This is a genomic window from Roseburia sp. OM04-10BH, assembly GCF_003462605.1.
GTDB lineage: Bacteria > Bacillota > Clostridia > Lachnospirales > Lachnospiraceae > Roseburia_C > Roseburia_C amylophila.
This window is the reverse complement of the sequence record NZ_QTZI01000017.1, coordinates 18,583-42,342: the sequence shown is the minus strand read 5'-3', so window position 1 is coordinate 42,342 and position 23,760 is coordinate 18,583. Positions and strand designations below refer to the sequence as shown.

The following is a 23,760-nucleotide window of genomic DNA, read 5'->3' as shown; positions in this document are numbered from 1 at the left end:
CTCCAAAACAACAGAAAATCTTCTTTTGATTTTCCTGTACAATATAATCAGTTTTATTATAGAAAACTATCGGGAATGCGTCAACCTCAATTCGAAAAACCATGTCGTACTTATCCCACGGATATGTCTAACGGTTTGCCCTGATTAACCATCCCCACACAACTCCGGCAAGAGAAAGTCCTGCTGTAATTGCTGCCCTGTGGTTCCAGTCTGTAATATCCTGTCCCAGCAAAGCTGCCAGCAGTAATAATGTTCCGCCGCTTACCATAAGGGCTGCAAGAGCTGCAAGCACTATCATTTCCATTCTTGACGGATGTTTCTTTCCTCTTCTTACATGTACTGTATTATCACGCATAATTGTGACCTCCCTGTGTCTTTTTTCTTATCTTTTCCTTCGCTTTTCTGCCACTTTTCTGGTATTTTTCAGTGGCTTTGCTCTCTGATAAGATTATGTTACAACAGGATGTGTCCCATATTTTGTACCTATATTATGTAAACTTATTTTTCGATTTTTTCTAAATACTTTGTTCCGAATCCAACCTTTTACAATAAATATAACGCTTGATAACCACCATAACCTGTCCTGCAGCTTCTTTGGATTCATAACAATGCAAAAGAGTTCTGCCGGCACAACACCCACAAAACTCTTTTCTCATATCCGTTATATTACTTTATTATTCGCTCTTTGTTTAATTTGCCGTACTGCCTCATAGAGCAATACGCTTACAGCTACCAGCAGACATCCCCACTGGTTCGCACTGAAAATCTTTCTGTCTTCATAATACCTCAGATAATCCAGTACGAATTTTAATATTGCATACAGCAACAGACTCTTTGGAATTATACCATTCCTTTTTCGTTCTGCCATCCTGTGAAGCAACAAAAACGCCAGCAGAAATAAGAGCGTCTCTGCCAGTTGGACCGGAAAAAGGTATTCCCCCGCTGCTCCATTATCAAGATAGCGGATACTGCCAGGTCCCTGATATCTCATGCCAACACAACAGCCTGCAAAAAAGCAGCCGAGCTTTGAAACCGCATACATCAGTCCCAATGCCAGCACATATGCAGTCCATAGCTCTATCTTATGTTCCTTACTGATTTTTGTAAAAATCCACACACCGAGCAGGATGCCCGCCATACCGCCAAGACTGGAAAAACCAAATGTTTCTACTTTACCCTGTTCTGCCAGCTGCACAATAAAGGTATAAAATGCTCCAAAATATAATGCCAGAACTGTATTCAAAAGCTCTGAATAAAAGATATGACTGCCTTTTACTCCTGATTTTTTCAAATACCATGTGACATAAAGATATGCCAGTACAAAGCTTAAGAGAAAACAGATAAAATACGGCGAAATTCTCCAGTGCAAAATCGTAATATCTATCATTTATTTTCCTGCCTCATCAGCCCGGACAGTTTCGGACACAGCTTATGAATGCCAGCCCACAGGCAATAATTGTTACTGCTATAAATACTACTACAAGAATGGCAAGTGCAATATAAAGCCACATCAGCACTTTACCAAATACACTCTGCGGATATTTTACACGGACCAAAATCATAAGTACCAGTGCTGCAATTCCACAGCCAGCCATAAGAAAAGTCAGAATTGAACCTAATACATAGCTGCTTGCGATATTATAATAAAATTCTTCTTTTCCTGCATCAAACAACAGTCCCAGAATAATATTCTTTAGAAAAATTACTACCATCGGTGCAAACATCAAAATCATGGAAATAATACATAATTTGTCTGCCTGTTTCTTATCTTCCGGAGAAAGCTCCGGCCGTGGCATTTTTCCCTGTCGTGGCGGCATATTCGGTGGCATCGGCGGTCTCTGCTGCATCTGCATGTTTGGTGGCATCGGTCTGCCCTGCTGCATCTGCATATTCGGCGGCATTGGTCCACCTTGCTGCGGCGGCATATTCGGTGGCATCGGCGGTCTCTGCTGTGGCGGCATGTTTGGTGGCATCTGGTTCCACTGATTATTCATAATTTATCCCTTTACCCTTTCTCAATACATGTTACATTTCCTGCAACTTTTATTAGAGTGCTTTCTTCTCTTTAATCGGCTGTTTCTCATCACAACTATAGGTCAGTTTCTCTCCATAGGTCTGCTCGTAAACAGCTTTCCACGCTTCATAATTCTTATCCCGCATCTCACAGGAATTCTGTGCACGCTTTTTATTCGGATCCGGATAAATCGGTTCACAGAAATGCACCGTATATTCCTGCACATAGAATCCGTCATCATCTAAAACATCACTGTCTTCCATGGTAATAAATACGGGAAGTACCGGCTTATTATTTCTGGCAGCGAAGGTAAATGCGCCCTTCTGCAGCGGTCTTGGTTTCCGGTAATTCCACCACATTCCCTGCTCCGGATAGACAAGTACAAACTGATTTTTCTCTAATACCCTGTCTACGGCAGCAATAAATTTCTCCATGGTCTTAAAATTAGAGCTTAACGGCAGTGTGTTGCAATGGCGCATTAACACTCCGTAAAATCCCGGAAATCCAGTATAATTGCCTTCCCGGATTACACGGTACATCTTTTTCTTTTTCAATTTAGCCTGTTCGAAGGCAAGCTGGATGGCAAAGCTGTCAAATGCATTGAATTCATCCTCTAATTCATTTTCATAGTAGTATACTCGCATATCCCACAGTTTACTATTTCTTGCTATTTTTTGCAACTTTTCTGAACAAAGAATGTGCCTTGGCACATTCTCGCGCCTGCGGCGGTCGCTTACGACATCTACCTTATACGCCGCAGTGCGCATCCTCGCAGAGCGTTTTTACTTTACAGGAAAGCAATTTCCTGTAAAGTAAAAACGCTCCTGACAAAGTATGCCAGAAGCTGCTTTTTACATTTTAATATTTTACATGGAAGCCCCGTTCCGTCTCATCCAGTGGAAGTTCTTTTCTGTCCATGCTGCGGATTTCGATGTAACGGTCCTGGCAGAGTCTTTGAATTATCATATCAATTTCTTCCGGCAGTCCCTGCAATTCTGCCTGTACCGAGCCGTCATATTCATTGCGCACCCAGCCAGTCACACCAAAATGCCCCGCCAGATGCGACATGCGATAGCGGAATCCCACACCCTGGACATATCCGTTAAACTGATAAAGAACACGAATTTTTCTATTTTCTGACATACGACCACCTCTCTTTATCATTCCAATGGTATCAATCTCTTCCATCCAGACTAACGTGCCCGTTGCCTTTTTAAGTTTCTGATCAACTGCGGCGTATGTAATGCCAGTATCCGGTTGACCTGATTGACAACATGTGAATTATTTAACACATATACGATTCCAGCACTTAATCCTAACAGGATAAAAAATGCTATCCAGCCCCAGTCACCTAGATAATCATAGATTCCGGCAAACATCAGAATATCCCGTAAAATCCGGTGCAGCATATATACCGGCATGGTATTCTGTCCGATTGCTGACAACCTTGTCTTTCCTCTCGGAATGCAAAACATAATTGCCCAGGAAATAAGAAATGCTGCAATCATCAGGGAAAGGCGGACCATCGGTCCTTTCCACACTTCTTCCAGTTCATAATAGGATATATTTTCATATACCATTCCCAGGGAATCTTTCAACCTTGCTCCATATGCCAGAATAAAGATACAGATTGCCTCCGCGCATGGAACCACCAGTCTCTGAAACTTTGGCTGCAATGCTTTTTCCAGTGTCTTCTGCTCCAGAAAATAGCCCAGATAGAAAAACGGTCCAAATACCAGAATTCGTGACAGACATAAAAAGTCCCCCACATTTTTAAAATAGCCAGCTGTTAATGCCAGCACTACAGTAAGCAAAAGAACCGGCACCGCTTTACATTTACGGACAAGTGGTATCGTCAGATACCATACAATCATTGCAAATAAATACCACGGTGCACCACTTTGGGAAAAGAAATCTATCTCCGTAAATTTTTCAAATCCCGCAATGGCATATACTATCTGAATTGCCACAACGAACACAACATATGCTTTCAGCAGATACAATATTTTCTTAAAATTATATTGTCCATTTTTATAAATTTTCTTGGCAAAATAGCCGGAGATAAATACAAAAAGCGGCATATGAAATACATAGATGAGCCGTTTCACTACCACCAGTGGATTATCTCCATGGATTGGAAGCAGGAAATGTCCAAGCACAACTAAGAATATCAATACCGCTTTTAAATTATCAAAAAAATAGTCTCTTTCTTTATTCATCTTTCTACATCCTCGCATTACCGAAAATGTATTATAGAACTTTTGCGGGAGATGTCAAGATTTTTTATCATTTAGATTACTTTTATCTTGAAACATTTAATTTTAACATAAGTGCTTCCTGTAACACTCTGGAAACATTTATATGTGCTTTTTCTGCTTCCTGATTTAACCAATTTGGCAATGTTACATTTCTTCTTACTGTTTTATTATCTACTCTCCTTCGATACTCTGTAAAATCAATATCAACAAATGATACATAGCCCTCTCCATCTTCTGCAAAAGTACCCTTAGAAGTATCAATTTCATTTATAGAACTTGCCTCTGGAAACTTTTTTTCTTTATCTTCATAGGTTATTCCTTTTAGACCGATTGCATCCCTTGCCATTTTCACTGCATCAGCCATTCCATACCCCTCAGTTAATATTTCCCAATCCGGCACCTCTATTAATACAGTATCTTTTTTATCATTCAGTGGTGTAAAAATTACTGGATATACCTGTCTCATACAAAACAACCTCCATTCTTAATCTCATCATATCATTTATAATTATCATATAAGAAATGGGAATTCTTATAATCCCCATTTCCTTATAATTGCCTTTGCTAATCTTTCATTAATTTCTTTGTGTCTTGGAATCTGTTCTTCGTCTGAACCTCTTGTATATATATCATGATTACTACCATGTCTTTCCAACGAAAAGCCTGCTGCTTCCAGTTTCTTTACTAATTCCCTATTCTTCAAATAGTATCCCCCTTTCAATTATATTATACACATTTTTTGTGTATTTGCAAATATTTTTATGTGTGTTTAATACGCATTTTCATCAATTGAACTTGAATTAATTCTTTTTATTCCATTTTTTACTATAAAGCAGTAAAAAAGGAAGGACAAACCATATATCAATAGTAAATTCCAAGTTGCTACGCTCTATTTAACTATGATATAATATTTTTATGGAAGAAGGTGTTAAAATGAATGAAGAATCTATGTTAACAGATAAACAATATACTGGAATGTTAATAGATGAATTTCAAAGACTTGAGCGTATCCTGAAAGCTGCAAAAAATGAAAATGCAGTAGAAACAGTCAAATTAATTAATGACGAAATGAAATATCTCAGATTAAAATTAGAACCTATCAAATTACCATAGAGCAAGTCAAAAAGTTTGCTTGAAATTGCAAATATTTTCATATATACTCCACTTAGAAAGGTAATCGGATATGCTCCGATTTGCCCTCAGTGAAAACTATTTTTGAAATAGCATCTACTTTGGACGAGTGGGATGCTATTTCTTTTTATTATTGCAATTATCTATCTTCATCTTTCCGTACAATCCCTTCTCCATCAAACTCCGGGATAAAGCTCTCCTCTGCCACATCTCCTTCCTGGATGAAGCCATTTTCAATGCCAAGTTCAATCGCATAATCCACCACCGCATCATATTCCGCTTCCGTTACCCGGCGGCTTAATTCCGGATACTCCCTGCACTGTGGCAGCGGCGTATACTGATTCATAATGCTGATAAAAATCTGACCGCCATAGGTCTTAAGAAGATAAGATATCACACGCTTGGAATCTTCCACACAGTCCGGCATAACAAGATGGCGCACAATGACGCCTTTTCTCATCAAAAGGAACTCCCCGGCTTCGCTGCGCTCCTGATATTCTGCTGCGTCAAATATCATATTATTCTGCTGTTCCGAAATTTTCTTTTTCTCATCTGCCGGAAATTCTACACTGCTGCCTTCTTTGCCTGCTGCCCGTTCGAAAACAAATTCCGGTTTGCCTACCTGCCGCACCATTTCTGCAATCGCTGCACTGGCACAAGTAAAATAGTCCGCTGCATGGGAATACCTGCTGCTGATTGCGCTGTCAACATATTTTAAATCAGGAAGATAAATATCCACATAGCCCTCTAACAGGCGAAGTGTTTCCACCTTTTCATAGGAACTGGTATTATAAACAACCGGAAGATAAAGTCCCTGCTGCTTTGCCAGCTTCAGTGCTTCAACCACCTGTGGTACAAAATGTCCTGCCGTTACCAGATTGATATTATTTGCACCCTTTTCCTGCAATTCCAGGAAAATTTCTGCCAGCCGCTCTATACTTATTTCAATTCCAGCTTTTCCTGTGGCAATATTGTGATTCTGGCAGAAGATACAGCCTAAATTACAGCCGCTGAAAAATACCGTTCCGGAGCCATTCTGCCCGGAAATGCACGGTTCTTCCCACATATGAAGTGCCGCTCTTGCAGCCTTTATAACTGCTGTCTGACCACAGACTCCCATTTCACCTTTTTTACGATTTACCCCACATTCTCTTGGGCAGAGCATACAATTTTCCATCTCTTTTTCCTTTCCTTTATTTTTTCTTGCGGTTCTTCCCACTCCCGCCGGATTAGTCTTGCCTTTTCCGATTCTATCATATATAGTTATTCTTGTAGGATATTTTCTTATCATAACTATAACTTTCTTATATATCCTAACACAAATCTTTGAAATCACAAAGGAGTCTGACTATGAATACATCGATTCAAAACTGCATGGTTGCCCAGTCCGGCGGACCAACCGTTGCAATAAATGCAAGCCTTGCCGGTGTCATTAAAGGTGCTGCCGGCTGCTATGGCACTGTTTACGGTTCCGTAAATGGAATCTTAGGTATTTTAAATGAACATTATCTTAACCTTTCCGAAATTATGGAAGCAGACGAAAATGCATTAGAGCGTCTGATTCACACACCGGCAATGTACCTTGGTTCCTGCCGTTTTAAGCTGCCGGATTTTATGGATGATGATTCTTCTTATAACTATATTTTCAAGCAGTTTGAAAAGCTGAATATCGGTGCATTCTTCTATATCGGCGGAAATGATTCCATGGATACCGTATTAAAGCTTTCCGAATATGCCGAGCGAATCGGAAGCAATGTCCGCATTATTGGTATTCCAAAGACCATCGATAATGACCTGATGGTAACAGACCACACTCCGGGATTTGGCTCCGCCGCCAAATATATTGCATCTTCTTTACTTGAAATTGCACATGATACATTTATCTATGCCGTAAAGAGTGTAACAATCGTAGAAATTATGGGACGCGATGCCGGCTGGCTGACCGCCGCTTCCGCCCTTGCCAGAAACGAATACAGCGATGCGCCGCATCTTATTTATCTTCCGGAATGCAATTTTGATAAAGAGGAGTTCTTAACGGATGTGCGTGCTCTCTTAGAGGAACACAACAATATTATCATTGCAGTATCTGAGGGAATTCATGATGCAGAGGGCAATTACATCTGTGCTGGAGAAAGCAAGGAAGATACCTTCGGTCACAGCCAGTTAAGCGGTGCCGGTAAAGCGCTGGAATATCTGATTAAAGACAATATCAACGTAAAAGTCCGTTCTGTAGAAGTAAATGTATTACAACGTTGCGCTGCCCACCTTTCTTCTGCCACCGATTTAAATGAAGCAGTTGCTTCCGGTGAACATGCTGTTGCTTTTGCAAAACAGGGCATTACCGCTTCCATGGTAACCATGAACCGTACTTCCAATACACCATATACCATCGAATACGGTTATGCAGAAATCAAAAATATTGCGAACGAAGCAAAATCCGTTCCAAGAGCATGGATTAACGAGCGTGGAAATGACGTTACCGAAGAAATGGTAGCATATCTTCTCCCACTGATTCAGGGCGAGACTTCCATTTCCTATGAAAATGGACTGCCAAATTATATGAACGTGTCACACCTGACTAACAAACGTTAGTTACCCGCATATACAAAATCCGCTGTCCCGGTTGAGACATTTTAATCAGTCTTTTCCGATACAGCGGATTTTTATTCCGAAATCATCTCAATGAATTTGCCGACTTCAGCCCATGCCCGCTTGGATTCCGGCATCATAAGCATTGCCATCTGGAATACATGAAACATTCCTTCGTAAATGCTTAAGCGGACTTTTACGCCCTGCTTCTTTGCTTTTTCTGCTACGGATGTGGAATCACTTAAAAGCATCTCATAAGAACCTACCTGAATCAGCATTGGCGGAAATCCTGTGAAGTCACCAAACAACGGTGAAATATAAGGATTCGTTTCGTCTGCGTCTCCTACATAATCCTTATTATAAATGAGACTGTCTCTTGTATTTCCAAATAAAGGGTCCCGCTCATAATTCGTATCATAGGATTCACCACTGGCAGTCAGATCTGTCCAGGGAGACATAGCAATCAGTCCGCAGGGAAGTGCTTTCCCATGATCCTTTAAGTACATGCAAAGTGCCAATGCCAGTCCACCTCCGGCAGAATCACCTGCCACAATAATCTGTTCCGGCTTAAATCCACAGCTTAGCAGCCATTCATAGGCTTCCACCGTATCTTCCAATGCTGCCGGGAAAGGATGCTCCGGTGCCACGCGGTAATCGATGGTCAGCACACTGATTCCTCTTCCCACCTCGCTGTAAAGTCCGGCAAAGGTGCGGTAGGCATTTCGCATTTTTCCAATATACCCGCCACCATGCAGCTGCAGAACTACTTTATCTTCCCTCGGATTCTGCATGGAGGTTAAAAGCTCCATTTCAAACTGTGGCATCTTAATTTTCTGCATCAGAAAACAGTCCGGGCATTTCCACGCCGGTTCCACCATTTTCTTACGAAGCTCTCCGGTCTTTAATTTTCTTCCTATTAAGTTATCACTTGCAAAACGGGCAATTAGGTCACGGATGACTCTGCCCTGTACACTCGTCTTACTTTCTTCCATAATCACCTTACATGAAATCTTCTCTTTAATTCTAGTCTGGCTCTGCGGTCACCGATAATCAGCGTTCCGAGGAATAAAAATACCGATATTCCAAATGCCAGTTCACTTAAACCCGGATGGGTCACGATGTGAAGTGCTATCAAAAGCAGCGGTATCAGGCTGCATACAATTCCAAACAACTGGAACATCAGATAACTCTGCCAGTTTCTGGAATTGATAATCATGAGCAGAACAATACCTGCATCTAACAGCATAATGCCTGCCGGAAGCACATAATTAACCGACCATCCATGGAATCCCACTATCCAGTCAATCAGAATCACATATAAAATTCCGGATAATGTGGTTGCTATGATTTTCGTCCGATATCCATTATTGCTTAAAATATCCAGCCGGAAAATCAGGAACAGATACCAAAGTCCTGCAATTGCAATCAGGCTCCAGAGTTTTCCCTGATACCAGATATAATTGAGATAGCCTGCTGCCACACTGCCTAATAACACCAGAAAGAATATAATATTTGTCACAAATTTTAATCTTCTGGTGGGAATCCATGCATCCGGATAGGTATTGCGTCCTTCTTCTCCCTCTTCTAATACGCTGTGGCACAGCGGACAGATCTGGCTGTCATCTAAGATTTCCACATTACAGTTCTTACATTTACTCATAATACACACCATTACTTTCTATTTCCACATTCAGACCATCCTCTGACAGTTTCCGGAAAAATCCACGCTGCAGGGATGTATCTTTTAAAACAGAACTAAAGGTAAATGCCAGCGTATCCTGATAGGAACAAATCGTTCCCTTGATATTCTGTCCCTTTGACATGGCAAGGAATGCATAAAACATCTTGATATATGGCTGGTAATCCTCTTCCACTTTCACATTTCCAATGTTGGTTACAGTGGATGTATTTGCCAGTGCTGCCGATGTATACACATAACGCATGGCAATATTTTTCAAAAACAGCGGTACTGCTCTTGCAACCAATAATTTTTCATTGGAAACATTATAGGAAAACAGTTCCTCTAAATGCTCTTTATTAATCTGTTGATGAAGACTCTCTGTAGTAATCTTCAATACTTCTTCAAACGTATAGGAATCCTTCACCGGCTCAAACTCTGCAGATACTACCGTAAAAAAGTTCTTGGTGGTAATGGAATTAAAATATGGTCTTAAATTCACCGGAACCGCTACACGAATCGGACGTTTGTCCGGCATACCATGCAGATATTCCCGATATACGCTGTAAGCAAATGCCGCAACCAGATACTCATTGATGCTGACACCATATTTATGACATACCCCTTTCAATGCCGGAATCTTTACAAATCCATGAATCACTCCAAATTCATCGGTCCGTAATTTTTCCCCTTTGATAAGATATGCTTTCTTTGTCTTATATCCCTTGGCATAGCTGTGCTTGTAATTTTTAAGGAAGCTGTCCTCACGGTTCATGGATGTGTCGCTGCTTAACTTATCTCCCAGCTTCTCCTTCAGTTCCGGATGCACCAATCTTAAATACTGATAGGTCAGCTCCTTTAAGAAATTGATTCCGCCCATGCCATCTGTCAGTACATGAAAAACCTCAAGGTTAATCCGGCATTTATAATAAGTTACCCGGAAAAGATAGCTGTGGTTCTTATTCTGTCTGATAAAACGGCATGGAAAATGTCTTTCTTCCTGTACTCTTGGAGCACTCTTGCCATTTTCTTCAAAATAATACCAGAAAATCCCCTGACGCAGTCTTAAGTTAAAGCCCGGAAATTTTGGAAGTACGATATCCAGTGCCTGCTGCAGATACTCCGGCTGCACCTCTTCCTTTAAGGTAACTGCAATCCGGTACACATTGCTCATTGATTCTCCTGCAATGACCGGAAAAAGATGTGCCGTATTATCCAGCCGGTCCCATTTGATATCGGTATGACGACGCTTATTATCTTCTGCTTTCCGCTGCTGCTTCTCCTGCTTTTCCAGTTCCTTTGAAGCGGCTTTTTCGTGCCGGCTCTGCTCTTTGACCGCCTGCTTTTCCTGCTTGCTTTCTGCTTTGGCAGCGGCTTTCTCCTTCTTTATCTTCTCTTTATTTTGTTGTCTTAGCTTTTTTTCTTCTTTACTCATAACGAATATTATAAAATAATACGCATAAAAATACAACCGGCGTTTCTAAGCTGTCGGCATTTTTCGTCTCGGCAGGCAGACCTTAAATGTTGTCCGGCCGTTTTCACTCATTACACGGATGGTTCCTCCATGCAGATCCACCAGTTCTTTTGCGATGGCAAGTCCCAGACCCGCTCCTCCGCTGTTGGTCTGTCTCGCTTCATCCCGCCGATAGAATTTGTCAAAAATACGCTGCTGTTCTTCCGGTGATATGGTCTGCCCCTGATTACTGAACAGGATAACGGTTCCCGGTGGCTCCTCCCATGCGGAAATGACAATGGTACTGTCCGGATTACTGTAGGCAATGGCATTTTTTAATATGTTATTAAAAATCCGCGCCAGCTTATCTGCATCCCCATATACTTTGCAGTTTTCATCAGCCCGTATTTCCACTTTCTTATGTTCCGGTGCAAGAAGCGGGTACACTTCATCCGACAGCTGCATCAGCATATAATAAAGATCTATCTCTGTCGTTGCCAGTTCAATATCCTGCCGGTTAAAACGGGTGATGTCAAAAAATTCATTCACCAGAACTTCCAGTCTCTGTGCTTTGTCCAGGGTGACATGGATAAATTTATCCTGCTGCTCTTTTGAAATATCCGGCATCTCCTCTAATAATTTCAGATACCCAATCACAGAGGTAAGCGGCGTCCGGATATCGTGGGCAAGATACAATACCAACTCATCCTTCTTCTTCTCTGCCATCTGAATATCATAAAGCTGCCGGTTTAAAGTTGCATTCACGCTGTTTAACTTTTCTTCCATGGCAGCCATTTCCTTCGACATGCGGATCTGTCTGCCATCATGATGCACCAATGCATTGATTCCATTATCAATTTCCTGAAAATATTTTGTAAATGAATTTAAAAAGAAATAAAACATCAGACAGAATACCAGTGCAATTGCCCCAAAGAAAATCAGTTCGAAGTGATTTCCGATATTATGCCAATAGAAATCTCTCGCATCTTCATAAGTCATGCTGGTAAAATCATAAAGAAACCTTACAATTCCATCCGCAAATCTGCCCTGCAGCACATACTGGTAGAGAAACCAGATGCCAAAGAAAGCTCCTGCCATCAGTAATACAATCCGGGAAAATATTTTTCGTCTTACCGGTGCAAAATCCAGTTTTTTCTTATTATTGTCATCCTTCAATCTTATATCCCACTCCCCATACTGTCTTAATGTATTTTGGACGTTCACCGGTATCCTTAAGTTTCTCCCGCAGATGCCGGATGTGAACGGTTATGGTATTGTTGCTTTTGCTATAATATTCGTCTTTCCAGATAATATGAAACAGCTCTTCCGCACTGAGTACCCTGCCTTTTGCTTCACACAACGCCTGCAAAATCGTAAATTCTGTCGGTGTAAGTGAAATCTCATCTCCATCGAGATAGCATTCATGTGCACATTTCTTTAACAAAATTCCACGGCATATAATAGTATCATCCGATTCCGTTCCTGCACGATTTGATGCATAAATTCCATTTGCCGCATCATATGAACCATTTGCAGATGTATTTTCTATTATATTACCGTCGAAAGACATATTCTCTGCCGGCTGGTCCGTCCTTGCTCCATAGTGCTCATAACGGCGTAACTGTGCCTTCACTCTTGCAACCAGTTCCAGCGGAAGAAACGGTTTTGTCACATAATCATCTGCTCCTATGGTAAGTCCGGTTACTTTATCCACTTCGGAATCTTTTGCAGTTAACATAATGACCGGATAATTCTCTTTTTTTCGAATCCGGCGGCACAGCTCCAGTCCACTAATCCCCGGCAGCATAATATCCAAAATTGCAAGGTCAATTTTCTCATGCTCTATTGCATCTATTGCTGTATCTCCATCGTAACACTTGATTACGTCAAACTTCTCACTTACCAGATATATCTCTACTAAGTCTGCAATCTCCTTCTCATCATCCACCACAAGAATACGGTTTTTCATAAAAATCCCTCCTGCCTGTCTGCTATTCCAAACACATTATAGCATACAGACAAAGGAGGGATTCCTTATTATTTATTAAGATTTACTGAACTTTACCAACATGGCGGTGAGGATGAATCCGCCATAAACCCGGTGCAAAAATCACTAACATCGGGTATAATTCCAATCGACCAACCAGCATGTCAAACATCAATACCAGCTTGGATAAAACACTGAACCCACCAAAGTTACCGGTCGGTCCTACCCTGTTAAGTCCCGGTCCGACATTATTAAAGGTTGCCATAACTGCTGTAAAGTTCGTTGTCATATCAAAATTATCAAGACTGATTAACAACACTGATACGATAAGAATAACAACATAGCCTGCCAGATAGCATAACACAGTCTTTACCACATTATCCGGTATTCGTCTTCCGTCCATATGTACCTTCTGCACACTTCTCGGATGGGTCACAGACATAATTTCATTGCGGACAGATTTTACCATAATAATGAGACGGGAAACCTTAAATCCACCGCCGGTACTTCCGGCACAGGCTCCGACAAACATTAAAAGCACCAGAATCATTCTTGAAAATTCCGGCCAGAGATTAAAATCTGCCGTGGCAAATCCTGTAGTACTGATAACAGATGCCACCTGAAAGATTGCCTGCTGGAATGCTTTTCCAAAAGAAGCAAAGCTGGCTCTGATATTAAATGCAATAAGCAGTGCCGAACCGAATACGATCAAAAGATAGTAACGCATTTCCTCACACATCAGTGCTTCCTTCGGCCGCTTAATCAAAAACATATAATATACAGTAAAATTAATGGAACAGATAATCATAAATACCGTAATGATAATCTGCACCGCTGTACTATAAGATGCTATACTACTGTTCAATAGTCCAAATCCACCGGTTCCCACGGTACCAAAGGTCAATGTCATGGAATCAAAGAGTGGCATTCCTGCTATTAACAGCGCAATAATCTCAATCACCGTAAAGACTACATAGATTCCATAGAGAATCATTGCAGTAGTCTTTACCTTTGGAACCAGTTTTCCAACAGCTGGTCCCGGGCTTTCTGCACGCATCAGATGCATGCTGGAGCTGTCGGAAAGGGGCATGACTGCCATAATAAATACCAGCACACCCATACCACCAATCCAGTGGGTAAAGCAACGCCAGAAAGCTGTTCCACGGGAAAGTGCCTCTACATCACTTAAGATACTTGAGCCTGTTGTCGTAAAGCCGGAAATTGTCTCAAATAACGCATCAATATAAGATGGAAATTCTCCGGTTAAATACATTGGCAATGCGCCAATCAGACTGAGGATTATCCAGCTTAATGCAACTGCTGCAAATCCTTCTTTTGAATAAAATACACTGCTCTTCGGTTTTCTTCTTCTGCCCCAAAACCCAATCAGCATACAGGCAAGTCCGGTAATCAGATATAAAAGGCCTTCCTTTTCCTGATAAATACCTGCTGTTGCTGCCGGAAGCAGAAGAAAGATTCCCTCGAAGCATATAACACTGCTTAATATGTATCGAATCATGGAATAATTCATGACAAGCCTCCTACCTTAATGCATCCCGGATATCATGTAACCCTGTCGTCGTGGTAACAAGAATTACCGTATCTCCCACTTCAATTACACTCTGTCCTTTTGGAATGGTCACTTTTCCTTTATGGGTGATACATCCAATCAGCATCTTAGGTTTCAAGCGAAGATCCTGCAGCGGAATTCCAACCACCGGAGAGCCCTCTTTAATTAAAAATTCCAGTGCTTCTACCCGGTTATCATTCAGCTTGTACAATGTCTCAATATTACTTCCCATGGAGTTTTTCATGGCACGTACATACTTGATAATACTCTCGGAAGTAATGAATTTCGGATAAATAATACTTCCTACATCTAACTGGTCAATAATATCATCATAAGAAATACGATGAACTTTAGTAATCAGTTTTGCAGAAGATAAACTCTTTGCAAACAATGCCAGCATGATATTCTCTTCATCAAAATTAGTGGTCGCTACAAAGGCTTCTGTCTCTAACAATCCCTCTTCAATTAAAAGGTCTTTATCTGTTGCATCGCCACAGATAATCATCGCCTTTGGAACCATTTCATTTAATTCTTCGCAGCGTTCTTCGTCACGTTCTACAATTTTGACACGGATACCCATTTCCAAAAGCTGCTTTGCAAGATAAACAGAAGTTCTTCCTCCACCGACAATCAGTGCATCTCTCGCAGAAGAAGTAGGTACTCCTAACTTTTTAAAGAATTCAATCGTCTTAGCCTGTGTTCCTACAATGGAAATCTCATCCCTGGCTTTCAACTCAAAATTACCATCCGGAATATATACTTCATCTCCACGCTCAACCACTGCTATCAGTACGTCACAATGCAGTCTGCTTCCCATATCCTTAAGCTGCATATTACAAAGAGGGTTGTCCTCCTCAATCCGGTAGTTGACTAATTCCACCCGGCTCTTGGCAAATGAATCCACTTTGAGCGCGGAAGGGAATTTCAGCAGTCTCGCCATTTCGCGCGCTGCTGCAAGCTGTGGATTGATAATCATGGACAACCCTAATTCCTCTTTAATAAAACCTATTTCTCTACTGTATACAGGATTGCTGACTCTTGCAATCGTATGGCAGCCTCCTGCTTTTTTTGCGATCAGACAGCATAAAAGATTCAGTTCATCTGAACCTGTCACTGCAATCATAAGGTCTGCATCTGCAATCCCTGCATCTGTCTGTGCATTAAAACTTGCACCATTTCCAATAATTCCCATTACATCACATACATTGGTCACTGCCTCTACAGCCTGCTGTCTGCAATCAATTACTGTAATATCATGTTTTTCTTTACTAAGCTGTTCTGCAAGTGTTGCACCTACATTACCACAGCCCACTATAATTATCTTCATAGCTTCTCCTATGCTTGTTCTCATACATATTTATTGGTCGTTGAAGCAAATACCTATGACGAATTATAGCAGACTTTATAAATAATGCAATCCCGGTTTTACCCAATCCTAATTCTGGGCAAATCTTGCCAGGAACTGCTTTGTTCTCTCTTCTTTCGGATGCTCGATTACTTCCTTCGGGTCACCCTGTTCAATAATATAACCGCCATCCATAAAAATGACACGGTCAGCCACATCTCTGGCAAATGCCATCTCATGAGTTACAATTACCATGGTCATATGCTCACTTGCCAGCTGACGGATTACTTTTAAGATTTCTCCGGTAAGCTCCGGATCTAATGCGGAGGTTGGCTCATCGAAGAATAAAATCTGTGGATGAAGTGCTAACGCTCTTGCAATGGCAACTCTCTGCTGCTGTCCACCAGAAAGCTGGCATGGATAGCAGTCTGCCTTATCGGATAACCCCATTTTTTCAAGAAGCTCCATTGCTTCTTTCTTTACTTCTTCTTTATTCCGCTTCTGCACATGTACCGGTGCATCCATCAGATTCTTTAACACGGAATAATGTGGAAACAGATTAAAGTTCTGAAATACCAGTCCGAAATATCCCTGAATCTTTTTTAATTCTGCGTTTCCCACATACTGGGATTTTCCATCCGCACCGGTTGACACTGCATGCTCACCGAGATAAACCAGTTCTCCTTCATCCATTGTCTCAAGAAGTGTGGCACAACGCAGCAGTGTTGATTTACCGGAACCGGAAGGACCTATAATTGCTACAACCTCACCCTGTTCCACGGAGAGTGAAATATCATGAAGTACATCTACAGCCCCAAAGCTTTTCTTTACATTCTTTATCTCTAACAGCTTCATTCTTTTCCTCTCCTTACTTATAATAACTCAGTTTCTTTTCAATTCGTTCCATGATAAATGCCACTACAAAGTTAAAGATGTAGTAGAAAAGTCCTGCTACAAACAATGGCATGATGCTGCTGACACGGGCTGCAATCTGTTTTGCAATGGTAAACATTTCTGCATAAGCCAGTACAAATGCCATGGAAGTATCTTTTACCAGTGTAATAACTTCATTGGTTACCGGCGGCACCACGCGTTTTACCATCTGCGGGAAAATGATTTTACAGAAGGTCTGTGCCTTAGAGTATCCTAATACTTTGGCTGCTTCATACTGTCCTACCGGGATTCCCTCGATTCCTGCACGGTAAATCTCTGCGAAATATGCCGCATAATTAATGGAGAAACCAATGATTGTTGCATAAAAGCTATACTCTTTGGAGATTCGGATTCCAAATAAGTAATATGGTCCGAAATACACCACCAGAAGCTGAAGCATCAGCGGAGTTCCACGCATAATGGATATGTATAATTTTACAAGCCACTGCACCGGCTTAATCCGTGACTTTCTTCCAAATGCCACTAAAAGTCCTAACGGCAGTGAAAATACCAATGTTAATACAAATATAGAAAGTGATGCCAGCATACCGGACCCCAGCTGCTGTGCTACAGCAATAAATGACATATCTATTCTCCTAAGCAAACCATTTCTGGTAAATTATAATCTGTGTAGTTATTTACGATAGTAGTAAATGTTCCATCTTTTACCATCTCATCCAAGGTCTTCTGAACCTGGTCTTTTAACTCTGTATTACCTTTTTTAAATCCGATTGCATACTGCTCGCTGGATACCTGTTCATCCAACATACGGAAAGCATCTCCTCTGGATGACATCTGGTATTTTGCTACTCCGATATCCAATACTACTGCATCTACAGCACCGGACTCCAAGTTCATAAATGCAGTATTGTAATCAGCTACCTGCTGAAGTTCAGCAAAAGATGCAGTCAGCTCTTTATTTTCATCGGTTGCATCATCTCCCTGTAATGCTGCAAGTCCTGAAGAATCAGCCTGAACGTCTACTACTTTTCCTGCCAGATCTGATAATTTATTAATATCCGAATCTTTTGCAACAACTACAACGATACTGTTGTCTACATATGGATCAGAGAATGTATAGTCATCTTCTCTTCCGTTCATGGTAAATCCGTTCCAGATACAGTCAATGGAACCTGACTCTAATTCCATATCTTTTGAATCCCAGTTAATTGGTTTCTTTACCAGTTCCCATCCGTTACGGTCGCATACTTCCTGTGCCAGTTCAAGGTCAAATCCGGTATAATCTCCATCCTCATCCATATAACCATATGGTGGAAATTCTGCGTCAAATCCTACAACAAACTGGGTACGGTCTGAACCATTGTCGCTCTTTACATTTTCAGTATTCTGGACAGATGCATTGTCTTTCTTATCTGCATCCTTACTTCCACAGCCAGCCAGTGACACAGTCATTGCAGCTGCCAGTAAAACAGTCAACATTTTCTTCTTCATAATAGAGTTCCTCCTCTTTTTGTAACTTCTTTTTATTAAGTTCTTTTTCCATCACTTTAGTATACTACCATGATAAATCAGTAATGTAAATCATTTTCTATATTAATTTCAGGTTGTCAGCCGATAAATTTTAGACTAAAATTGGGCATATACCTGAATAATCCATAGGTGCTTGCGAATGGGGAGAGATTTTAAGGATAAAGAAATTTTGTGGCATTCGATGTACGTTTGATTTTTGGGGATGTGAAATGCCAACTGTTCTTAGTAGTCCATTTTTCTTTATTATAAACTGTCTTTTCACTTGCTTTGACAGAATATCGGCACTGTCCGTCAAAAGCGGATGCCACATAATGTCTGTAAGGGGCACTAGGAATTTCGGCATAATTCTGATTTCATCTGGCAACCGGCACATATTCACATCCATGTTCAAATGTGCCTCGCTGGTACATCCCTGTACCAGCGTTGCCTGTTGCCAGACGAAATCCCAAGTGCCCCTAACAGCCCTTAAAAGGCATCCGTACTTTGACAGACAGTACCAATATTCTGTTAAACATGGAAAAGACTGTTTTTATCCGAAAAAGAAAAATGGGCTACTTAGAACTGTGGCATTTCATCATCTTAAAATCAAATGTGCAGCGAATGCCTTAAAACTTTTTTATCAGGAAATCCTCCCTCCCCTTTCACAAGCGCCTATGCAATCAATGATAAAGGAGACATTACACCATGAATATACCAAATGACCCAGTCATGTTATTAAGTTACATCAACACGCAACTTCGGGACTTCTACCCTACCTTAAATGAACTCTGTTCTGCATTAAATCTTTCGAAAGATGAGCTCTGCAGCAAGCTTTCTGCCATCAACTACGAATATGATGAGGAAGCAAACCAGTTTGTATAAATGTGGTCTGTTGTGGTGGTCGGAAAGCCATATCTGCTGCAGCTACTTGGAAAATGTTCTTTCCCTCTCAGCAACAAAAATAACCACATTTATACCAACCGTTCTGATACACATAATGAAAGGAGTATCCCATGTCACTTTACGAAGACCTCTTGCAAAAACAGTTTCTGCCCCACGCCTACGAAGACTGGACAGATTATCGCAATGCCATCAGCAATTATCTGATTGCCTCTACTGCTGCTGACAGCTCCCTCGCTATCTTTGGTGCCGGCTGTTGTAACGACTGGGATTTATCGCTACTTGCCGGACACTTTTCATCGATTACTTTAATTGATAATAATCTTCCTGCCATGAAACAGGCTCTTAAACGCTATCAGTTGGAATCTTATCCTGCAATTTGCCTTGACGAATGCAATCTTACCGGTTTATACGGCAGTGATTACGAAAAATTCTGTGATACACTCTTTGAGCAGAAAAAGCTCTTTGGTGCATCCATTGATACAGAGCTTCCGGTCAGTACGGCACTGGCATTTCTGCATCAGACTTATGAGAAAGCCAAAAAGCATGTCATACGCTATGGCAGCCATGCTTTTGATTATTCTGTGGCTTTTGGTCTTCACAGCCAGCTTAATAATATGGCTGCATGGATCTGGGATACCATTGCAGAAAGCTTTCGCTGGCAGGATGAACGGGTAACGAAATATATTGCCTCACAGACCGATAAGATTGTAAAACGGGTTAATGATACCATTTTGCTTTCTACCGGGAAAGACGCTTTCTTTGGAAATGAACGGACTTCTTCCCTTAATGATTCTCCCATAAGCGGCGCCATGGAATGCATTTTAGACATCAAAAAACGTTACCCCGGCTGCCAGGCAGCTCTCGTTCCATGGAATTTTAATCCAGAACTTGGGGTAACGTATGAAATGCTGTTACAACATGTAACACTATAAATCAATTCTATGACTGTACGAACTGGCTGTTATAAAGGGCTGCATAGAAGCCATTCTTCTGAAGCAGTTCTTCATGATTGCCCTGTTCGATAACATGTCCGTCTTTCATAACCAGAATAATGTCTGCCTCTTCAATGGTAGACAGACGATGGGCAACGATAAAACTGGTTCTTCCCTTCATCATCCGGCCAAAAGCTTCCTGAATCTTCATCTCAGTTCGTGTGTCAATCGATGAAGTTGCTTCATCCAAAATCAGCATTGGCGGCAGGCAAAGCATAACTCTGGCAATGCAAAGAAGCTGTTTCTGTCCCTGGGAAAGATTGCCACCGTCCTCTGCAATTACCGTATCATAGCCCTTGGGCAGACGTTTGATAAAATTATGGGCATGGGAAGCTTTTGCTGCCTCCATGATTTCTTCATCGGTAGCATCCGGTTTTCCCATACAGATGTTCTCACGAATGGTTCCCTCCTTTAACCAGGTTTCCTGCAATACCATACCATAGCTGCTGCGCAGGCTGCTTCTTGTCATATCTTTAACCGGCACGCCGCTGACACGGATGATTCCGCTGTTGACATCATAGAACCGCATCAGAAGATTAATCAATGTTGTCTTACCGCATCCGGTCGGTCCGACAATTGCCACACGCTCACCCGGATTGACATGGAGATTAAAATCCTCAATCAGCTTCTGCCCCGGCTCATAAGAGAAGTAAACATGCTCTAAATCCACATCTCCCTTTACTTCCTCTAATACCACTGCATCTTCTGCATCCGGTACCTGTGCCTCTTCATCAATCAGCTCAAATACTCTTGCTGCACAAGCCAGTGCATTCTGTAACTCAGTTACGACACCGGAAATCTCATTAAAAGGCTTCGTATACTGATTTGCATAACTTAAGAAACAGGATAACTGCCCAACACTGATTCCACCATGGATAGCTGAAACTGCGCCAAACACGCCAACACCTGCATAAACTAACGCATTGATAAAACGGGTACTCGGATTGGTAATGCTGGAAAAGAATAAGGCACGAAGGGAATATTTTTCCAGTCTTCCATTAATTTCATCGAAACTTTCCAACGCCTCATCTTCATGGGAAAATGCCTGGACAATTTTCTGGTTTCCAATCATTTCATCGATTAAAGCAGTCTGCTCTCCTCTTGTTTCCGACTGCAGCTTAAACATGGAGAATGTTTTCTTTGCAATGAATCCTGCTACCACAAAAGACAACGGTGTTAAAAATACTACCACTGCCGTAATCTTTACATTGACGCTCAACATAAAGCCTAATGTTCCGACAATTGTTACCACACCGGTAAACAACTGGGTAAAACCCATCAGAAGTCCGTCTGCGAACTGGTCTACATCCGCAATTACGCGGCTGACTATTTCACCGTAGGAATGAGCGTCTAAATATTTCAGTGGAAGAATCTCTATTTTGCGGATAGCATCCTTACGGATATCCCGGACAATATTATAAGTCATCTTATTGTTGCAGACATTCATAATCCACTGGGCAGCTGCCGTAATCAGAATGACTACCACCATTTTCTTAAGGATCGGTGTAATATAAGTAAAATCCACTTTTCCTTTGTCTACGATATAATCAATGGCATCTCCGGTAAGAATCGGAATGTATAAGGTTAAAATTACACTGAGCACCGCTAATGCAATGGACAAACCTAAGAATAACCAGTACTTTTTCATATACTTAAGGATTCTTCCAAGGCTTTCCTTCTGTCTTGATTCCTTTTTCATATCAGTGTCCTCCTTCCGTCCTCTTAAACTGCGAATAATAGATTTCCTGATATACGCTGCAATCCTTTAACAATTCTTCATGGGTGCCGGTTCCTGCAACAGTTCCATCATCTAATACGATAATCTTATCGGCATACATAATGGATGCGGCACGCTGTGATACGATAAATACGGTCGGACGGTTTGGCATATTATGAATTGCCTGACGCAGTTTAGCATCGGTAGCATAATCCAGTGCAGATGAGCTGTCGTCCATGATAAGGATTTCCGGCTGTTTTACCAGTGCTCTGGCAATTGTAAGACGCTGCTTTTGTCCACCGGAGAAATTCTTTCCACCCTGTTCTACTTCCGCATCCAGCTTACCGTCTTTCTTATCTACAACTTCTGCTGCCTGTGCAACGGAAAGTGCCTGCTGCATCTCTTCTTCCGTCGCATCCTCTTTGCCCCAGGCAAGATTGCTTCGGACGGTTCCCGCAAACAGCACTGCTTTCTGCGGCACAATACCAATCTTATCTCTTAAATCCGTAATCTTATATTCCCGAACATCCATGCCATCTACCATAACCTGTCCCTCCGTGACATCATAGAAACGAGGAATCAGATTGACCACAGAGGACTTCCCGGAACCGGTTCCACCGATAATACCAATGGTATCTCCTGGCTTTGCTTTAAAATCAATGCCGGTTAAGGTATCTGCTCCGGCACCTTTATAACGCATGGAAACATTGCGGAATTCTACGGTATATCCGGTATCTTCCTTTTTGCTTCCATTTCCATCCACCATGGAAGTCTCCATCTCAAAAATACTCTGCACGCGGTTTCCACAGGCAATTGCCTTGGTTACCGTAATAATCAGGTTTGCAAGCTTTACTAATTCCACCAGAATCTGGGACATATAGTTTACCAGTGCTACTACTTCACCCTGTGAAATCTTTCCGATATTTACCTGAATTGCACCTGTCCAGATAAGAATAACCAGTGCCACGTTGATGATAATATAGGTAAGCGGATTCATCAATGCTGAAATTTTTCCTACGAAGAGCTGTACATCCGTCAGCCTCTCATTACTCTCATCAAAATCTGCAATTTCTTCCTGCTCTTTATTAAAGGCACGGATAACACGGCTTCCGGTCAGATTCTCCCTTGTTACTCCAAGGACTTTATCTAAAGATGCCTGCACCCGGCGGAACAACGGAATTGTAATTATCATAATTCCAAATACCACAACGGATAAAACAGGAATCGTTACCACAAAGATAAGCGCTGCCTTTACGTCAATGGTAAATGCCATAATCATGGCACCAAATACAATAAAAGGAGAACGCAAAAACAGACGGAGTACCATATTGACACCGGACTGTGCCTGATTGATATCACTGGTCATTCTGGTAATCATGGTATCCGTTCCTGCGGTATCCATCTCTGTATAGGACAATTTCTGAATATGGTCAAATAATGCATGACGTACCTTAGTTGCAAAACCTACTGCCGCTTTTGCTGCAAAATACTGTGCAGTAATGGAACAGGTCAGTCCCACTAATGCCAGCAAAATCAAGATTCCACACATTTTCAAGATGAATCCGCCATCTTTATTGCCAATACCGGTATCAATGATTGCTGCCATAACCAAAGGCACAAACAATTCAAAGGATGCCTCTAATAATTTAAATAATGGACTTAAAATGCTCTCTTTTTTGTAATCCTTTAAAAAACGCAATAACTTTCTCACTGTACCTGC

25 protein-coding genes are annotated in these 23,760 nt (G+C 41.4%); 4 read left to right on the top strand and 21 right to left on the bottom strand.

The window, feature by feature from the left end; translation table 11 throughout:
• Positions 1-127 precede the first annotated feature (127 nt).
• The 8 genes from DXB43_RS13900 to DXB43_RS13865 all read right to left on the bottom strand — a co-directional run bounded on the left by DXB43_RS13900 (position 128) and on the right by DXB43_RS13865 (position 4,975).
• Entirely contained in the window at positions 128-355 is a 228-nt protein-coding gene (locus tag DXB43_RS13900; protein ID WP_022243971.1) for a hypothetical protein, read from the bottom strand.
• 306 nt (positions 356-661) lie between these two features.
• Positions 662-1,387: a prolipoprotein diacylglyceryl transferase family protein gene (locus DXB43_RS13895; RefSeq protein ID WP_117947849.1), complete on the bottom strand. Its 726-nt coding sequence runs from the start codon at positions 1,385-1,387 to the stop codon at positions 662-664.
• A gap of 16 nt (positions 1,388-1,403) precedes the next feature.
• A complete protein-coding gene (locus DXB43_RS13890) occupies positions 1,404-1,994 on the bottom strand; it encodes a hypothetical protein (RefSeq protein ID WP_117947848.1) in 591 nt (196 codons plus the stop codon).
• 52 nt (positions 1,995-2,046) lie between these two features.
• Positions 2,047-2,658 carry a 1-acyl-sn-glycerol-3-phosphate acyltransferase gene (locus tag DXB43_RS13885; protein ID WP_158567227.1) on the bottom strand — a complete coding sequence of 204 codons (612 nt, stop codon included), beginning with the start codon at positions 2,656-2,658 and terminating at the stop codon, positions 2,047-2,049.
• 214 nt (positions 2,659-2,872) lie between these two features.
• Positions 2,873-3,157 carry an acylphosphatase gene (locus tag DXB43_RS13880; protein ID WP_117841232.1) on the bottom strand — a complete coding sequence of 95 codons (285 nt, stop codon included), beginning with the start codon at positions 3,155-3,157 and terminating at the stop codon, positions 2,873-2,875.
• 50 nt (positions 3,158-3,207) lie between these two features.
• Positions 3,208-4,233, bottom strand: coding sequence for an acyltransferase family protein (locus tag DXB43_RS13875; RefSeq protein WP_158567226.1), 1,026 nt, complete (start codon positions 4,231-4,233; stop codon positions 3,208-3,210).
• A gap of 82 nt (positions 4,234-4,315) precedes the next feature.
• Positions 4,316-4,738, bottom strand: coding sequence for a type II toxin-antitoxin system HicB family antitoxin (locus DXB43_RS13870; RefSeq protein ID WP_022243965.1), 423 nt, complete (start codon positions 4,736-4,738; stop codon positions 4,316-4,318).
• Between the two features lie 66 nt (positions 4,739-4,804).
• Positions 4,805-4,975 carry a type II toxin-antitoxin system HicA family toxin gene (locus DXB43_RS13865; protein ID WP_022243964.1) on the bottom strand — a complete coding sequence of 57 codons (171 nt, stop codon included), beginning with the start codon at positions 4,973-4,975 and terminating at the stop codon, positions 4,805-4,807.
• A 230-nt stretch (positions 4,976-5,205) separates the two neighbouring features.
• On the opposite strand from DXB43_RS13865, the gene DXB43_RS13860 reads away from it, so the two are divergent.
• The gene (locus DXB43_RS13860) at positions 5,206-5,385 is read left to right on the top strand and encodes a hypothetical protein (protein WP_022243963.1); all 180 of its coding nucleotides are present in this window, start codon (positions 5,206-5,208) and stop codon (positions 5,383-5,385) included.
• Between the two features lie 157 nt (positions 5,386-5,542).
• Here DXB43_RS13860 and DXB43_RS13855 read toward each other — a convergent pair whose 3' ends face one another.
• Entirely contained in the window at positions 5,543-6,580 is a 1,038-nt protein-coding gene (locus DXB43_RS13855; RefSeq protein ID WP_117947856.1) for a radical SAM protein, read from the bottom strand.
• Positions 6,581-6,753: 173 nt separating this feature from the next.
• Here DXB43_RS13855 and DXB43_RS13850 point away from each other — a divergent pair, with 173 nt between their 5' ends.
• Positions 6,754-7,995, top strand: coding sequence for a 6-phosphofructokinase (locus DXB43_RS13850; protein ID WP_117947845.1), 1,242 nt, complete (start codon positions 6,754-6,756; stop codon positions 7,993-7,995).
• A gap of 71 nt (positions 7,996-8,066) precedes the next feature.
• Here DXB43_RS13850 and DXB43_RS13845 read toward each other — a convergent pair whose 3' ends face one another.
• The 10 genes from DXB43_RS13845 to DXB43_RS13800 all read right to left on the bottom strand — a co-directional run bounded on the left by DXB43_RS13845 (position 8,067) and on the right by DXB43_RS13800 (position 18,410).
• On the bottom strand, positions 8,067-8,984 hold the full coding sequence (locus DXB43_RS13845) for an alpha/beta hydrolase (RefSeq protein ID WP_117947844.1): 918 nt from the start codon (positions 8,982-8,984) through the stop codon (positions 8,067-8,069).
• Between the two features lie 2 nt (positions 8,985-8,986).
• The gene (locus DXB43_RS13840) at positions 8,987-9,652 is read right to left on the bottom strand and encodes a DUF6320 domain-containing protein (RefSeq protein WP_117947855.1); all 666 of its coding nucleotides are present in this window, start codon (positions 9,650-9,652) and stop codon (positions 8,987-8,989) included.
• Positions 9,645-11,105 (bottom strand): hypothetical protein, encoded by a 1,461-nt coding sequence (locus DXB43_RS13835; RefSeq protein ID WP_243006687.1) that lies wholly within the window; start codon positions 11,103-11,105, stop codon positions 9,645-9,647. Before DXB43_RS13835 ends, DXB43_RS13840 begins: the two co-directional genes overlap by 8 nt.
• A 45-nt stretch (positions 11,106-11,150) precedes the next feature.
• Complete coding sequence (locus tag DXB43_RS13830) at positions 11,151-12,299, bottom strand: sensor histidine kinase (protein ID WP_243006686.1); 1,149 nt, start codon at positions 12,297-12,299, stop codon at positions 11,151-11,153.
• Positions 12,289-13,092: a response regulator transcription factor gene (locus tag DXB43_RS15535; protein WP_117947843.1), complete on the bottom strand. Its 804-nt coding sequence runs from the start codon at positions 13,090-13,092 to the stop codon at positions 12,289-12,291. Before DXB43_RS15535 ends, DXB43_RS13830 begins: the two co-directional genes overlap by 11 nt.
• Before the next feature lie 82 nt (positions 13,093-13,174).
• Complete coding sequence (locus DXB43_RS13820; RefSeq protein WP_117947842.1) at positions 13,175-14,641, bottom strand: TrkH family potassium uptake protein; 1,467 nt, start codon at positions 14,639-14,641, stop codon at positions 13,175-13,177.
• 10 nt (positions 14,642-14,651) lie between these two features.
• Positions 14,652-16,007, bottom strand: a complete 1,356-nt coding sequence (gene trkA / locus DXB43_RS13815) for a Trk system potassium transporter TrkA (RefSeq protein ID WP_117697604.1) — start codon at positions 16,005-16,007, stop codon at positions 14,652-14,654.
• 108 nt (positions 16,008-16,115) lie between these two features.
• Entirely contained in the window at positions 16,116-16,880 is a 765-nt protein-coding gene (locus DXB43_RS13810) for an amino acid ABC transporter ATP-binding protein (protein WP_022243953.1), read from the bottom strand.
• A gap of 13 nt (positions 16,881-16,893) precedes the next feature.
• Entirely contained in the window at positions 16,894-17,544 is a 651-nt protein-coding gene (locus DXB43_RS13805) for an amino acid ABC transporter permease (RefSeq protein ID WP_022243952.1), read from the bottom strand.
• Between the two features lie 2 nt (positions 17,545-17,546).
• The gene (locus tag DXB43_RS13800) at positions 17,547-18,410 is read right to left on the bottom strand and encodes an amino acid ABC transporter substrate-binding protein (RefSeq protein ID WP_117947841.1); all 864 of its coding nucleotides are present in this window, start codon (positions 18,408-18,410) and stop codon (positions 17,547-17,549) included.
• 723 nt (positions 18,411-19,133) lie between these two features.
• Between DXB43_RS13800 and DXB43_RS13790 the strand changes: the two genes are divergently transcribed.
• Both DXB43_RS13790 and DXB43_RS13785 read left to right on the top strand, forming a co-directional pair.
• Positions 19,134-19,310, top strand: a complete 177-nt coding sequence (locus DXB43_RS13790; protein ID WP_117947839.1) for a DUF4250 domain-containing protein — start codon at positions 19,134-19,136, stop codon at positions 19,308-19,310.
• Between the two features lie 131 nt (positions 19,311-19,441).
• Positions 19,442-20,263 carry a hypothetical protein gene (locus DXB43_RS13785; RefSeq protein WP_117947838.1) on the top strand — a complete coding sequence of 274 codons (822 nt, stop codon included), beginning with the start codon at positions 19,442-19,444 and terminating at the stop codon, positions 20,261-20,263.
• Positions 20,264-20,270: 7 nt separating this feature from the next.
• Here the strand turns inward: DXB43_RS13785 and DXB43_RS13780 are convergent, their stop codons facing one another.
• Both DXB43_RS13780 and DXB43_RS13775 read right to left on the bottom strand, forming a co-directional pair.
• Positions 20,271-22,022, bottom strand: coding sequence for an ABC transporter ATP-binding protein (locus DXB43_RS13780; protein WP_117947837.1), 1,752 nt, complete (start codon positions 22,020-22,022; stop codon positions 20,271-20,273).
• Position 22,023: 1 nt separating this feature from the next.
• Positions 22,024-23,751 (bottom strand): ABC transporter ATP-binding protein, encoded by a 1,728-nt coding sequence (locus tag DXB43_RS13775; RefSeq protein ID WP_022243946.1) that lies wholly within the window; start codon positions 23,749-23,751, stop codon positions 22,024-22,026.
• Positions 23,752-23,760: the final 9 nt, after the last annotated feature.